Here is a 14,694-nt window from a genome sequence, read left to right on the forward strand (position 1 = left end):
GACAAGTCCGAGGGTGACAAGCGAGTGGCCGTTCATGGTGTGCGGTGAAAGGAGAGGCCACCAGCAACGAGCGAAGCCCTCACACGCTGCCGAGGACAAACAAGCTCGTCACCCTCGGGCTTGACCCGAGGGTCCATGGCAGAAGTCGAACACGATCGGCCAGTGGCAGTGGTCTGTGTGCGTCCGGAAAGAGCATCCAGCGCGGCGATGGACCCTCGGATCACGTCCGAGGGTGACAAGCGAGTGGCCGTTCATGGTGTGTGACGAAAGGAGAGGCCACCACCAACGTACGAAGCCATCACACGCTGCCGAGGATAAACAAGGTTGTCACCCTCGGGCTTGACCCGAGGGTCCATGGCAGAAGCCGAGCACGATCGGCCAGTGGCAGTGGTCCGTGCGCGTCCGGAAAGAGCTTTCAGCGACAATGATGGACCCTCGGATCACGTCCGAGGGTGACAAGCGAGTGGCCGTTCATGGTGTGCGACGAAAGGAGAGGCCACCACCAACGTACGAAGCCACGCCGCGCGGCGAGGTGGTGTCCCGGGAGGACACGCCCGAAATTCTGCGCAATCTTGTCGAGCGGCGCAGTATGGAAATCCGTGACGCCGGGTCGCAGAAGAGCTGGCCGGATCTTTCGCTGCCGGATCACTCCACGGTATCTCAGTCCGGTTTTTCCGGCACGGCGGAGCGGATGGGGATGAGTTGGTCATGGCGCCGACGGACCTCACCGGCGGGGGAGCCGCAAGCGGAGCCGTGGCCGGATGAACCAGCCAGGACGGCAGAAACCATGAGCGCAGTGATCGTTCCGTCGCTGACAGCCGAAGCGGCGACAAGAGCGGTGAAGCCGCTGGAGGCCGATCTCGTCCCCGAAGCGATTGCCTTTCCCGATGCGTTGAGGCGTCCTCTCGGATACCTGCGGTGAGGCCGAATGCCCGCCTCCCGAGATCGCCCCGCTCGATGCAGAACTGGCGGCGCGGCTGGAGGCATTGACGGCGGAACAGGAGCTTGCACCGGAGAGTCTGCGCCCGCTTCCGCCCGCGCCGGGACGAGGCCCGTTACCTGCGCTCGCCCTGGTCGGCCGACTGGATGCGTGAGGAAAGCTAGGCTGGCGAGCCGGCCCGCCGCGGATTCAGACTTTCTTTCAGTTTCAGCAAGTTATTGGCGGCGGCGAAAAAAAGCGTTTCATGCCGCGTAACCGCATGGCGCGGTCCGCCGAATGGAATAGTCAGGATGCCCCGGCGTCTATCGAGGACGCCAGCCACTGGCAGATTGCTCACTGCCAGATTGCTCACTGGCAAATTGTTCATTGGGAGATTGCTCATGTTGTCGCGACGCGCGGTTCTGACCGGGACGGTTTTCGGCCTTGCGGGTGCCGTGGCCATCTGGCGATCGGCTTCGTTCCTGGCGAGAGATGCGGCGGCCGATACCGCAAAAGAGAGCTTCGCCGTCACCCATAGCGAAGCCGAATGGCGCAAGCTGCTGACCGCCGATCAATATGCGGTGCTGCGCGAGGCGGCGACCGAGCGGGCCTTCAGCAGCCCGCTGCTGCATGAGGAACGGCGCGGCAATTTCGATTGCGCCGGCTGCGATCTCCCGCTCTTCTCCTCGACCACCAAATTCGACAGCGGCACCGGCTGGCCCAGCTTCTGGGCGCCGCTCGACAAGGCGGTCGGCACCACCGACGACTCATCCTTCGGCATGATGCGCACGGAGGTTCATTGCAGCCGCTGCGGCGGCCATCTCGGCCATGTCTTCGATGACGGGCCGCAGCCGACCGGCCTGCGCTATTGCATGAACGGCCTTGCTCTTACCTTCAAACCGGTTGCTGTTTGATCATGATCCTCTTTCTGCTCGCCTATCTCGGCGGTGTCCTGACCATCCTCAGCCCCTGCATCCTGCCGGTGCTGCCGTTTGTCTTTGCCCGCTCGGACCGGCCGTTCGTGCGCAGCGGCCTGCCGATGCTGGCCGGCATGGCGCTGACCTTCGCCTTGATCGCCAGCCTGGCGGCGGTGGCGGGCGGCTGGGCCGTGGCCGCCAATCAATATGGCCGCATCGCCGCCATCGTGCTGCTGGCCCTGTTCGGCGTGACCCTGCTGTTCCCGGCCTTGGCCGACCGCCTGATGCAGCCGCTGGTCGCCTTGGGCGACCGGCTGTCGCAATCGGTCTCGGCAAGCGCCGATGGCGCGCGCTCGCCGATCCTGCCTTCGGCGTTGCTGGGCGTCGCCACCGGGCTTCTCTGGGCGCCCTGCGCCGGTCCGGTCCTTGGCCTCATCCTGACGGGTGCTGCCCTGCAGGGGGCGAGCGTGCAGACCTCGCTGCTGCTGCTCACTTATGCGGCCGGTGCCGCGACATCTCTGGCGCTGGCCTTGTTGATCGGCGGCCGGGTCTTTGCCGCGATGAAGCGCTCGCTCGGTGCCGGCGAGTGGATCCGGCGCGGCCTTGGCGCGGCGGTGCTGGTTGCCGTTGCCGCCATCGCGCTCGGCCTCGATACCGGTTTCTTGACCCGCGTCTCGCTCGCCAGCACGGCATCCTTGGAACAGAACCTGCTCGACAAGCTGCATCCGTCCACTGACGGAAATGCGATGAAGAGCGGCACGCTGTTGGGCCGGGATGAGAAGATGAAGGCCGAGAGCGGCCAGATGACCGCCGACGGTGTGACGCCCGATGGGGGCGCGATGATGATGAAGGCCAAGCCGGCTGCCGCCGAGGCCAAAGCCCTGCCGGTCGAAGGCAAGCTGCCGCCGCTGGATGGCGCGGTGCAGTGGCTGAATTCGCCGCCGCTTTCCGCCGAGGCGCTCAAGGGCAAGGTCGTGCTGGTCGATTTCTGGACCTATTCCTGCATCAATTGCCTGCGCGCCTTGCCCTATGTCGAAGCCTGGGCGCAGAAATATAAGGAGCAGGGCCTGGTGGTGATCGGCGTGCATGCGCCGGAATTCGCCTTCGAACGTGATATCGCGAATGTGCGCAAGGCGGTGGGCGATCTCGGCATCACCTATCCGGTGGCGATCGACAATGATTATGCGATCTGGCGCGCTTTCGATAACCAGTACTGGCCGGCGCATTATTTCATCGATGCCGAGGGCCGCATCCGCCATCACCATTTCGGCGAGGGCGATTACGACGGTTCCGAACGGGTGATCCAGCAATTGCTGGCGGAAGCCGGCAACAAGCAGGCGGCCGCCGGATTGGTGGATGTCAAGGGAACCGGTGTGCAGGCGGCGCCCGATATGAACGATATCGGCTCGCCTGAGACCTATATCGGCTATGAACGCGCGGCGAATTTCATCTCGCCGGGCGGTGCCTTGCCCGATCGCGGCCATGACTACACGGTGGACGAACCGCGCCTCAACGAATGGGGGCTCTCCGGCAACTGGACGGTGAGCGGCGAGCAGGCGGTGCTCAACAAGGCTGAGGGCGGCATCGTCTATCGCTTCCATGCCCGCGACCTGCATCTGGTCCTGGGTCCCGGCAGCGACGGCAAGCCGGTGCGCTTCCGCGTCACCATCGACGGTACGGCACCGGGCGACAATCATGGCACGGATATCGATGCCGAGGGCAATGGCACCGTCACCGGACAAAAGCTCTACCAACTGGTTCGCCAACCTCTCCATGAGGGCGGCGAGATTGCCGATCATACCTTCGAAATCCGTTTCCTCGATCCAGGCGTGCGAGCCTATGCCTTCACCTTCGGCTGATAGGAGCTGCGAGATGAGAACCAGACCGACCCGCAAGGCACCGCGTTTCTTGCGACATGCCCCGCTTGCCGTCGCCGTCGCCGCGACTTTGCTGCTGGCGGCAGCCGCCGGCTTCGGCGTAACACCTTCCGCCGCCGATGAAGGCCGCGCCATTCCCGCGCCGGCGGTGGATGAAACCGCCAATGCGAAGACCGAGACAGCCGTCCTGGCCGGCGGCTGCTTCTGGGGCGTGCAGGGCGTGTTCGAGCATGTGAAAGGCGTCAGCAATGCCGTCTCCGGCTATGCCGGAGGCGATGCCAGCACGGCCAATTACGAGACGGTGAGCGAAGGCGAGACCGGCCATGCGGAGTCGGTCAGCATCACCTTCGATCCGCATCAGATCAGCTATGGCCGCATCCTGCAGATCTTCTTCTCGGTCGCGCATGATCCGACGCAATTGAACCGCCAGGGTCCCGATCGCGGCACCAATTACCGCTCGGCGATCTTCCCGGCCTCCGCCGAACAGGCCCGCATCGCCAAGGCCTATATCGCCCAGCTCAGCCAGGCGCATATCTATGAGGCCGCCATCGTCACCACCATCGAACCCGATCGCGCCTTCTATCCGGCCGAGGGCTACCACCAGGATTTCCTGGAGCGGAATCCCAGCTATCCTTACATCGTGATCAACGATTTGCCGAAGGTGGAGAACCTGAAGCGCCTGTTCCCGGATCTTTATCGCAGCGATCCGGTCCTGGTCTCGGCCGCCGCGACGAATTAGGCGCCGTTTTTCAGCCACCACGATGGACCTTCGGGTCAAGTCCGAAGGTGACCGCCGAGGGTGGCTGACCTTGTGCGATGACCGGCAACCGCGTCCTAGCGCACACACGCCACAGCAAACTCAGTTGTCCCCCTCGGGGCTTCACCCGAGGGTCTCCGACAGAAGCGGGGCGCGTTGTCAGATATTGCTGGCCGTCAGATAAACCTCAGCCAGCTTTTCGACACCGGCTTGATCCTCGGTGTCGAAACGGGCGGGGAGGGGACTGTCGAGATCAAGCACGCCGATGATGCGGCTGTCCTTGATCAGCGGCACCACTAGTTCCGAGCGCGAGGCGCTGTCGCAGGCGATGTGATCGGCGAAAGCATGCACATCCTCGATCCGCATGGTCTCGCGCTTCGCGACCGCTGCGCCACAGACACCGCGCCCGATGGCGATCCGCACGCAGGCAGCCTTGCCCTGGAACGGGCCGAGCACCAGTTCTTGTCCCGCTCCGTTTTGGGCATCGCGCAGGAAATAGAAGCCGGCCCAGTTGAGATCCGGCATCATCTCGAACAGCAAGGCGGCGCTATTGGCCGCATTGGCAATGGCGTCCGTCTCGCCATGCAGGAGGCTGCTCAATTGCTCTGCCAGTTCGGCATAGAATACCGGCTTGCTGTCGCTCTCAATCGCCCGTGCCTCGAACATGGCCGTTCCTTTATACTGGACTTCAACGGCGCGCATCGTCGCGCAATCGCAGCCTGCTTACAACAACTCACTCGTCACCCTCGTACCAGAGCAGTTCCGGGGCCGAAGGTCGGCCCACGCCGACGGCGATCAAGTCCGAGGGTGACAACCTTGTTTGTGGTTGGTGCGCGGCGAGAGCTGGTCGGTGGAGAATGATGCCCGCCGCCGTGAGGCGCGATTCATGAAGCGCCTGGTGGCCCCAAGGCGATCGGCCTGGAGGCCTCGGGCGGTTCTGAAAAGGCGCTGCTCAAGCGGCTGAGGGCGGCCGGCCTGCCGGTCTACCTGCTCGATGCCGATACCGGCGTTTCGCCGCCGGCCACCGGCGGCCAAAGCGGCCAAGGTGATGGCATTCTCCAGGAAAATGCGGGAAGGGAGGGTGGAAATACCGTCTCTTTTTGCGGGTCTTAGGGCTGGGCAGCCGGTCCCGCCCAGCCGCGGCGCCCCAGATACCGTTCAAACCTTATTCGCCGGCTGGAACCGCAAGGCGTGTCAGGCGTTTCCGCTTTGATGTTGAATTATAGCGCCGAAATCCGCTGGTTCCTGCATGGACCGATTCCAGGCGCGATGGCGGAATGGTTTGCCATCGACGTGCTGGGGAACGAACCTGAGGAACGCAGCGACGACTATATTCTGCTCCCGCTCTGCCCCAGCGCCGGGATCAAGCTGCGTGAAGGCAAATTGCAGGTAAAAAGCCTGTGCCGCGAGCCGTCGCCGCTCATGATCACGGACGAAATCAATGGCCGGGCCAGCCGCTGGGTCAAGTGGTCGCTTGACCTCACCAGCTCCTCGGCGCGCAATTTTTATCGCCAGAACGACACGATCCGGGTGCAAAAGAAGCGCTGGCAGCGCAAATTGGTGCTGGATGGCGATTTCGCGGAGGAAGTCGCACCGGGCAGCAAGGCCGAACGGGGCTGCACCATGGAGCTCGCGGCCTTGCAGGTGGAAGCCGATATCTGGTGGACGCTGGCTTTGGAATCCTTCGGCGCCCCCTCGACCATCCAGGACTCGCTGCAACGCTGCATTCTGCACTTTTTGCGCCGCTCGCCGCCGCCGATCCGGCTGCTGGCCGCGGATTCCAAATCCTATTCGGAATGGCTGGAAATCGTGGCGCGGGGCTCCTCTCAGGAACCGCCGGCTTCCGGCCCGCCCGGCTCAGATCTCCTTGGCAATACGCCGTCGCTCGGCGGCTCCGGCGCCTCGATGCGCTCCATGCTTTCCGCGATCCTGGGGGCCGGCAACGCGACATCCGCCACCACCGGTAAGTGATCGGAGGCGAGGGACCCCTCGGGATCGGTCCAGCTCCGCAACAATGAGCCGGGGTCGCAGCAGAAAACCCGATCCAGTTTGAAGATCGGCCGCCGCGCCGGGAAGGTCTTGTGCAAGGTGCGGACCGGCACCCAGCGGTGCAGCATGCGCCGCACTTGGCCGTTCCAGTCATTGAAGTCGCCCAGCATCACCAGATTGCGCTGCTTGCATCCCTCGCCAATCAGGCGTTCGGCGATACTGGCCAGGGTACGGATCTGGCTGCGCTGCTCGATCATCCGCAGGCCGAGATGGGTGGCGACGATATTCATCAAGCCGAAAGGTGTGCGCACCGCCGCCTCGATCACGCCGCGCGGCTCCTGGCGCGACACGCTGATATCGTGGAGATTGACATCTTCCAGCGGCCAGCGGCTGATCAAGGCATGGCCATAATGCCCATCGGGCGCGATGATGGTCTTGGCTTCGGCGGCATGGCGGCCCAGCACCTCCTTCAACAAGGCCAGCGGCATGGCGTCATGCGGATGGCCCCTTGAATCGATTTCCTGCAAGGCGACGATGTCCGGATCGTGATGGCGGATCAAAGCGATGATGCGGTCGAGATCGTAGCGCCGGTCCGGTCCGATCCCCGAATGAATGTTCCAGGTCAGCAGCCGCATGCTGGCGGGCCGTCCGGGCCGCCCAGCAAACGGATTTCTGCCGGCGATGTTGCTTTGATCATTCATGACGCCAACTTGGCCAAATATCCGCTAGCCGAAATAGGCTCTCAGCCGTGCCGCCAGCTTTTGCAGCGCGATCGCAAGGACGATGGAAGCGAGGAACAGCAGGGCCAGCAGGGAAAGATTGAAGAGGTTCGGTTCGCGCACCAGGGTGATGACACGGTCGCCCAGGATGGACATGACAAGCACGCCAGGCAATAGTCCCAGCATGGTGCCCAGGACGAAATCGAGCGCTGGGATTCGAAGCCCGCCGGCTGCAAGATTGACTACGGTGAAAGGGGCGACGGGCATCATGCGGGCCACGGTCACCGCCAGAATGCCGCGTTTTCGCAGACTTTCATTGATGCGGTTCAAATGCGGTCCGAAGGTGTGCCGCAGCAGGTCGGGGCCCAGCCACCAGCCGACGATATAGGTCGAGACGGCGCTGATCATCGCGCCGAGGATGGCATAAAGGGCGCCCGGCCAGGCGCCGAAGGCCACTGCGGTCGCAGCGATCAGCACGACCACTGGAAAGGCGATGAAGCCGGCGATGATGAAAATGGCGACCACCGCCAGCAGCGCCCAGAGACTATTGCCGCCCTGGTCATGCGCCGCCAGCCAGGGTCGCAAACGCGAGGGATCGGTGATGGCATCGGCGACCGACGAAAGGGGGGTATAGCTCCAGGCCAGGCCCATCACGACGGTAAGGACCATCAGTCCAATGAAAATGAACAGGCCGCGCCGGTTGGAAGGTCGAGGCTCGCTGCTTTTGCCCGCAGCGGCGGGAGGAAACCTGCCGGTTACTTTTCCGCCCGCGTCGCTATCGGTGCCTCGGTTTGGGGCGCTGTTTTGCTTCTGCACTGTCTCTGCTTCGATCGAAGGAGGGACATCGCCGGCCGTACTCGCCGAGACCGGAACCCCATCACCGTGCCGCCGGCCGGCGCCTTTGCCAATACCGCTCTTGCCAATACGGCTCTCCGTCGAGGCCGGCTGCAGCAACAATAGGGGGTCGATCGGGCGAGGCGGATCGGCAATGGCGGCGGCGGCCATCCCGCCCGGCAGGTCGGATTCCAGATCGGGGATCGGTTCCAGGCAATGGCTCTCATGAAAATTGTCGATGGCCCGCAGCATCGACCCGGTCTTCTCCAGCGCGCCGCCCATTTCCGCTGCTTCCGCGCCGCAATGTTCGCCCATCAAGCGGTTGCGGATGCGGCCGATCATGGCGCGCTGCTCCTCGCTTTCAGCAACCAGCACCAAGTCACATTCGGTATCGCTGCCCATCGACCGGTTGCAGAGATTGGCCGAACCGACCCGTAAATACCGGTCGTCGACGATCATGACCTTCGAATGTATCTTTACGTCGATATCGATCGCCGAGGCGTCATCGCTGATATGCGGGTGGCACAGGGCCACGCGGTCCCTCACGCCGGCATCCCGCAAGATATCGACGAAACGCTGGCGGCCATCCGTCATCGCCATGTTCTCGATCCAGCCGGCATATTCCTTCGGCGTGACGATCACCGCTTCCAATTCTGGCTTGGTCTGCATCGCCTTGGCCAGGCATTCCGCGAAGCCGCTATGGGTGGCGTATTGGCTTTCGATATAAAGGTGGCGCTGTGCCGCCGCGACCATGTCGCGGAACAGCATTTCGATCTCCCGGGTTTCCGGTATCTCCAGGAAGGCCGCCCTGGTGCGTGCGATACCGGCGGTGACATCGCAGAAATCGGGCCTGAGCCGGTCGGGCCAGGGATCCGAACCGGTGTCTTCCGGACGCGGCAATGTCTCCTTGGCGGCGCATTGCCAGCGGCCGCGCACCAGGTCGCCCAGATGGCGCGCCGTCTCGCCGCTGACGGCCAGCTGCACGTCATGAAAGGGCGGGTAGGACTTGCCGTAGGGATCGGTGCGGCGTGAATCGACCGGTAGATGCGCGCAGGTATCCCAGCGCCTTATGGTGAGATCGAGGCCGCCGCAAAAAGCGACCTTATCATCGATCACCACAATTTTTTGATGGTGCGAAGAGGCGAGGGGGACGCAATCATCGAGACAGAGATCGACTTGGGGCGGCGTGCTCCAGCGCAGCGACAGGGCCGGCATGCTTTCGCGCTCGGGAGCATAGATGACGGCATAGTTCCACAGCAGGATCTTGATCGACAGCTCCGGCCGGCGCGTTGCAAGTGCTGTGAGGAACGGTCCCAATTGCGTCGGCAGACCGTCCTCCGGCTTCGTCTCCGGGGGTAACAGGGGCGTGCGGCTGTCCACATCCCAGCCGGCGATGTAAATGGTACGTTCCGCCCTCAGCATGGCATCCCGCAAGGCGGAGAAATAGTTCGCTGCATCGACGAGGACCGCCGCCCGCTCAGCCTTGGTGATGCGCCAGACATTGCGCTTCGGCTGCAGGCAATGATCGCCATACTGCCGGCTATCGATGATGTCGCCGCTGGAATCGAAGTCGTTATCGGCGCTCAGCCGCTCGATCCCTGCGCGGTCGAAACCGCTGCGATCGAAACGCTTGACCACCCCACCACGATTGTCGCGGCCGATGATGCCACGGGTGAACCAGCTTCGACCTCGCTCCGCCCGTTTAAGTGATGCTGGATTCACGATCGGAATTCCTCCCGCCTTGACTTCGTGTCGCGGATTAAACAGGTCGCTAACGGCGTCGGTTCCGCCAGTTCACATCTTGATGAGACTGTCGAAGGATAACGGGCGGTTTGACGGCAATAAGGGAAGCGGATGGCAATCAGGGAAGCGCAAGCCGGGAGCGGCAAAAATTAACCCGCTCAGATCCGCAAATGCGCGGCGGAAGAGAGCGGGCGGAGCCATGCGGTCCTGTAGATATAGCCGTAGCGGAATCAGGAGGATCATCGCTGACGGGTCGCCCCGCCAAGGAAATCGACCGCCACGGTGATGCGTCGAATGGAGCGATCATACCGAACTCGCAGCCGCGCCCGCATCACTGTCGCGTGAGGCGCGCTGCCCTAGCATCACGGGCGCGTGAGGTGCAGCGCCTGCTCACGGCACGGTGATGACTTGGGGGAGGGGACTGGATGATCACGCCGGCGTGATCGGCCCCGGCGCAACGAACCGCGCAATCTGCTGTTTCTGCATATCGCGCGATTTCAGGAGCGATTATGGCGCAGACGAGGCAATCCGGTACCGGCAAGAAAGCCAGCCCCAAGAAGACCGCCAGGAAAACGGCCAGCCGTAAAGCGGCGAGCTCCCCAGGCACCGGCCGCAAAACCGCGAGCCGCAAAACTGGCGGTCCGCTGGCAACCTACCGGTCTATGCGGGATTTCAGCAAAACCCGCGAGCCGGCCGGCGCGGCGGACCCGGCCGCACGAAAAGGCGATCAGCCTTTGCGCTTTGTCATCCAGAAACATGATGCGACGCGTCTGCATTACGATCTCCGCCTGGAACTGGGCGGCGTCTTCAAATCCTGGGCGGTGACCAAGGGACCGTCGCTCGATCCCCATGACAAGCGCCTCGCGGTAGAGGTTGAGGACCATCCGCTCGAATATGGCGATTTCGAAGGGACGATTCCCCAGGGCCAGTATGGCGGCGGCACGGTGCAGCTTTGGGATCGCGGCTATTGGCGGCCGGAAGACGGGCAATCGCCGGAACGGGGACTGGCAAAAGGCGATCTCAAATTCATCCTGGAAGGCAAGCGGCTGCATGGCAGCTGGGTCCTGGTGCGGATGAAAGGCGACCGCTGGCGCAGCTCGGGACGGGGCAAGAAACGCAACAACTGGCTGCTGATCAAGCATCACGACGATGCGGCGGTGGAGGGGGACGGCGATGCGGTTCTGGCGGAGGACAAATCCGTCGCCTCGGGCCGTAAGATGGCGCAGATCGCCGCCGGTACCGGACGCGCGCCGAAACCCTTCATGCAGGCGAAAGCACCGGAGGCCGATGCCGTCTGGGGCACGACGGCCGAGGATGATGCCGCCGCATCGAAGCCTTCCAACCGCGCCATCCGCAAAAAAGCCGAGCCGGAGCAGGCTGCCGGCAAGCCGATCACGAAAATGCCGACTTTCATCGAACCGCAGCTCTGCACCCTGGTCGAGCGGCCGCCTTCGGGCGCCAACTGGGTGCATGAGATCAAGTTCGACGGCTATCGCATCCAGATGCATGTCGAAGCTGGCAAGGTCACGTTATATAGCCGTCGAGGTCTCGACTGGACGAAGAAGTTCGCCGCCATCGCCCGCGCCGCGGCGAAGCTCCCCGATGCCATCATCGATGGCGAGGTCTGCGCCCTCGATCATCGCGGCGCGCCGGATTTCGCCGCCTTGCAGGCGGCGCTGTCGGAAGGCAAGACCGATGCGCTGGTCTTCTTCGCCTTCGACCTGCTGGTGGCCGAGGGCGCCGATCTGCGCAAGGAAAAGCTCAGCGTCCGCAAGGCGCGGCTGGAGGAACTGCTTGGCGACCACGCCGGCAAGTCGGCGCTTATTCAATATGTCGAGCATTTCACCAGCGGCGGCGATGCGGTGTTGAAATCCGCCTGCCGGCTGGAGATGGAAGGCATCGTCTCGAAGCGGTTGGATGCCAGCTATCTCTCCGGCCGCGGTCATTCCTGGGTGAAATCGAAATGCCGCGCCGGGCATGAAGTGGTGATCGGCGCCTGGGCCGATACCAACGGCAAGTTCCGCTCCTTGCTGGTCGGCGTCTATCGCGGCGGCCATCTGGTTCATCTTGGCCGCGTCGGCACCGGCTATGGCGGCAAGGTGGTGCAGCAATTGATGCCGCATCTCAAAAGACTGGCGAGCGACAAGAATCCCTTTGGCGGCAAGACCGCGCCCAAGGCCAAGAGCAATATCCATTGGGTCAAGCCGGAATTGGTGGCGGAGATCGAATTCGCCGGCTGGACCGGCGACGGCAATATCCGGCAGGCCGCCTTCAAAGGCCTGCGTCTGGATAAGCCGGCGACCGAGATCGCGGCCGAGTTGCCGGTATCGCCCAGTAGCACCGACGTGGCGGAGCCGGTACCGGGCGGCGAAAAATCCGCAAAGGGCAAAGGCGGGGCGGAAAAGGCGGCGCCGGGAAAGACCACGACGAAGACGGCTGGCCGAATGGCCGCGCTCAAATCGGCAAAGACCGCCATCATGGGCGTGTTGCTGTCGAATGCCGATAAGCCGCTCTGGCCTGACGGCGATGCGGCCGAAAGCGACCGGGCGATCACCAAGCTGGAACTGGCGCGTTATTACGAGGCGATGGGGGAGTATATCATGCCGCATATCGCCGGCCGGCCGTGTTCCATCATTCGCGCGCCTGACGGCTATCAGGGCGAAAAGTTCTTTCAGCGCCACGCCATGAAAGGCATGAGCAATCTCCTCGACCTGACGGAGGTATGGGGCGACCGGAAGCCCTATCTCCAGGTGGACCGGGTGGAAGGCCTGGCGGCGCTGGCGCAGATCGCCGCGCTGGAGCTGCATCCCTGGAACTGCGCACCGAAGCAGCCGGAAGTGCCGGGGCGTCTGGTCTTCGATCTCGATCCTGGCCCCGATGTCGATTTCGACGCGGTGGTCGCCGGCGCCAAGGAAATCCGTGAAAGATTGGAAGCGCTGGGCCTTGTCGCCTTCTGCAAGACGACAGGCGGCAAGGGCCTGCACGTGGTGACGCCGCTGAGCACCGGCGGCAAGAAGCAGGTCGATTGGCCGGCAGCGAAGCGCTTCGCCCATGAAATCTGCAAGCGCATGGCGAAGGACAGTCCGGACCGTTACCTGGTGAACATGGCGAAGGAGCGGCGCAAGAACCGTATCTTTCTCGACTATCTCCGCAATGACCGGATGTCCACGGCGGTGGCGCCATTTTCACCGCGCGCCAGACCCGGCGCAGCTGTTTCCATGCCCTTGACCTGGGCGCAAGTGCGCGACGGCCTCGACCCGCAACGTTTCACTTTACGGACCGTACCGAAACTGGTCGCGCGCAGTCGCGCCTGGGCCGATTACGATGCGAGCGCACAACCCCTGGCGGCTTCCATCGCGCGGCTTGAGAAGCTGGGATAGAAGGTAGCTTTAAGGTCCCTGTTCCCGGCATCGGGCCAGGGACAATTTTTGCTGGGATCGCTGTCCGATCGATCAGAGCGTGGTGACGGAAGCCGCATCCCTGGGGAGGAGTAAAGAGATGCCGCGATTGCTGGTGATGGATGATGATGCAGATATCGGCATCATCATCGGCGATGTCGCGACGGGATGCGGTTACGAGGTCAAGGTCATCCAGGATTCGACCGAATTCATCGATACCTATGAAGCCTTCCGCCCCCATGTCATCGTGCTGGACATCACCATGCCGAAGATCGACGGCATCGAATTGCTGCGCTCGCTGGCCGATCGCAAGTCGCCGGCGCATATAGTGCTTTTCAGCGGCATCACCGCGCAGCTCATCGAATTGTCGTCGCGGCTGGGCAAGGCCTACGGTCTCGATATTGCCGGGCAATTGGCCAAGCCGGTCCGCGTCGCCGACCTCCGCGCGCGCTTGTCGGCGTTGATCGCATGAAGGGCGCGGCGGAGCAGAGGCGTTCACCGAAGCGGTGGGCCATTTCGTGTTTACTCTCTGCGAGATTCCAGGCTATCGTTGCGCCGCTGTCAGAGCCTCCGCGAAACTGCGCGACGGCCTCTTTCATTTCCGATATGTCCAAAGAGTGAGGGGGAACTGAGATGGCGAAAGCTCCGCTATCCGATCTGCCGAGGATCTTGCAGGAACACGAGAGCCAGATCCTGGCTGAATGGCTGCAGTTGCTGGGCGAGGTGGTCAAGACCGGTCGCGGCCGCATCACCGAAAAGGAACTGCAGGATCAGTGCCGCGAATTTCTCGCCAGATTGCGCGAGGCGATCAGCGACGGCAATGTCGACAATATCCGTGCCGAAAGTTTCGAACGTCTGCGCGACATGCTGGGGCACATGTCGCGAACCCGCGCGGCCCAGGGCTTCACGCCCAGCGAAACCGCCAACTTCGTTTTTTCGCTGAAGCAGCCGATTTTTGAATTGCTGAAAAACGGGAAGGCATCGGAGGGAAGCTGGGCGCTCAGCACGCTGCTCGATCAGCTCGGCCTCTATTCGATGGAAGAGTTCCTGAAGCGCCGCGAGGAAGTGATCCTGCGCCAGCAGCAGGAAATCGCCGAGCTCTCGACCCCGGTGGTCAAATTGTGGAATGGCATCCTGGCCTTGCCGCTGATCGGCACGCTGGATAGCAGCCGCACCCAGGTGGTGATGGAGAACCTGCTGCAAAGCATCGTGCAGGAAGGGGCGGAAATCGCCATCATCGATATCACCGGCGTGCCGACGGTGGATACGCTGGTGGCCCAGCATCTGTTGAAAACCGTGGCGGCGGCGCGGCTGATGGGCGCCGAGTGCATCATCAGCGGCATCCGGCCGCAGATCGCACAAACCATGGTTCATCTCGGCGTCGAGCTGAATGTCGCGTCGAAGGCATCGCTCGCGGATGCCTTCGCACTGGCCTTGCACCAGACCGGCCGCCGCGTCACGCGGCTGCAGGGTAATGAGGCGCAGGCGCCGGGCGCTGCGCCGGCAGGCATCCCGGGACAGACGAACATCGGGGGCTGACC

Annotated in this window: 10 protein-coding genes; 7 read left to right on the forward strand and 3 right to left on the reverse strand. The window is 63.2% G+C overall.

Annotated features, from left to right (window positions below; genetic code table 11):
- Positions 1-463 precede the first annotated feature (463 nt).
- The 4 genes from SMD27_RS17320 to msrA all read left to right on the forward strand — a co-directional run bounded on the left by SMD27_RS17320 (position 464) and on the right by msrA (position 4,452).
- Positions 464-922 carry a hypothetical protein gene (locus tag SMD27_RS17320; protein ID WP_320509680.1) on the forward strand — a complete coding sequence of 153 codons (459 nt, stop codon included), beginning with the start codon at positions 464-466 and terminating at the stop codon, positions 920-922.
- Positions 923-1,320: 398 nt separating this feature from the next.
- Entirely contained in the window at positions 1,321-1,833 is a 513-nt protein-coding gene (gene msrB, locus SMD27_RS17325) for a peptide-methionine (R)-S-oxide reductase MsrB (RefSeq protein WP_320509681.1), read from the forward strand.
- A gap of 2 nt (positions 1,834-1,835) precedes the next feature.
- Positions 1,836-3,695: a cytochrome c biogenesis protein DipZ gene (locus tag SMD27_RS17330; protein WP_320509682.1), complete on the forward strand. Its 1,860-nt coding sequence runs from the start codon at positions 1,836-1,838 to the stop codon at positions 3,693-3,695.
- 13 nt (positions 3,696-3,708) lie between these two features.
- Entirely contained in the window at positions 3,709-4,452 is a 744-nt protein-coding gene (msrA, locus tag SMD27_RS17335) for a peptide-methionine (S)-S-oxide reductase MsrA (protein ID WP_320509683.1), read from the forward strand.
- Positions 4,453-4,629: 177 nt separating this feature from the next.
- Here the strand turns inward: msrA and SMD27_RS17340 are convergent, their stop codons facing one another.
- The 3 genes from SMD27_RS17340 to SMD27_RS17350 form a co-directional block, all read right to left on the reverse strand.
- The gene (locus SMD27_RS17340; protein WP_320509684.1) at positions 4,630-5,136 is read right to left on the reverse strand and encodes a GAF domain-containing protein; all 507 of its coding nucleotides are present in this window, start codon (positions 5,134-5,136) and stop codon (positions 4,630-4,632) included.
- A gap of 1,160 nt (positions 5,137-6,296) precedes the next feature.
- Positions 6,297-7,160: an endonuclease/exonuclease/phosphatase family protein gene (locus SMD27_RS17345; RefSeq protein ID WP_320509685.1), complete on the reverse strand. Its 864-nt coding sequence runs from the start codon at positions 7,158-7,160 to the stop codon at positions 6,297-6,299.
- 24 nt (positions 7,161-7,184) lie between these two features.
- A complete protein-coding gene (locus SMD27_RS17350; protein WP_320509686.1) occupies positions 7,185-9,734 on the reverse strand; it encodes a VTT domain-containing protein in 2,550 nt (849 codons plus the stop codon).
- A 530-nt stretch (positions 9,735-10,264) separates the two neighbouring features.
- Here SMD27_RS17350 and ligD point away from each other — a divergent pair.
- From ligD to SMD27_RS17365, 3 genes are all read left to right on the forward strand, one after another.
- Complete coding sequence (gene ligD, locus SMD27_RS17355; RefSeq protein ID WP_320509687.1) at positions 10,265-13,135, forward strand: DNA ligase D; 2,871 nt, start codon at positions 10,265-10,267, stop codon at positions 13,133-13,135.
- A gap of 118 nt (positions 13,136-13,253) precedes the next feature.
- Positions 13,254-13,625, forward strand: a complete 372-nt coding sequence (locus SMD27_RS17360; protein ID WP_320509688.1) for a response regulator — start codon at positions 13,254-13,256, stop codon at positions 13,623-13,625.
- Positions 13,626-13,786: 161 nt separating this feature from the next.
- Positions 13,787-14,692, forward strand: coding sequence for an STAS domain-containing protein (locus tag SMD27_RS17365; RefSeq protein WP_320509689.1), 906 nt, complete (start codon positions 13,787-13,789; stop codon positions 14,690-14,692).
- The last annotated feature ends 2 nt before the right edge of the window (positions 14,693-14,694 follow it).

Origin of the sequence: Dongia soli (assembly GCF_034044715.1) — a bacterium.
GTDB classification, from domain to species: domain Bacteria; phylum Pseudomonadota; class Alphaproteobacteria; order Dongiales; family Dongiaceae; genus Dongia_B; species Dongia_B soli.

What these genes read in the sequence shown, in the direction of transcription:
- msrB (WP_320509681.1), top strand. Translation starts at nt 1,321, where the DNA reads ATGTTGTCGCGACGCGCGGTTCTGACCGGGACGGTTTTCGGCCTTGCG.
- SMD27_RS17330 (WP_320509682.1), top strand. Translation starts at nt 1,836, where the DNA reads ATGATCCTCTTTCTGCTCGCCTATCTCGGCGGTGTCCTGACCATCCTC.
- msrA (WP_320509683.1), top strand. Translation starts at nt 3,709, where the DNA reads ATGAGAACCAGACCGACCCGCAAGGCACCGCGTTTCTTGCGACATGCC.
- SMD27_RS17340 (WP_320509684.1), bottom strand. Translation starts at nt 5,136, where the DNA reads ATGTTCGAGGCACGGGCGATTGAGAGCGACAGCAAGCCGGTATTCTAT.
- SMD27_RS17345 (WP_320509685.1), bottom strand. Translation starts at nt 7,160, where the DNA reads ATGAATGATCAAAGCAACATCGCCGGCAGAAATCCGTTTGCTGGGCGG.
- ligD (WP_320509687.1), top strand. Translation starts at nt 10,265, where the DNA reads ATGGCGCAGACGAGGCAATCCGGTACCGGCAAGAAAGCCAGCCCCAAG.
- SMD27_RS17360 (WP_320509688.1), top strand. Translation starts at nt 13,254, where the DNA reads ATGCCGCGATTGCTGGTGATGGATGATGATGCAGATATCGGCATCATC.
- SMD27_RS17365 (WP_320509689.1), top strand. Translation starts at nt 13,787, where the DNA reads ATGGCGAAAGCTCCGCTATCCGATCTGCCGAGGATCTTGCAGGAACAC.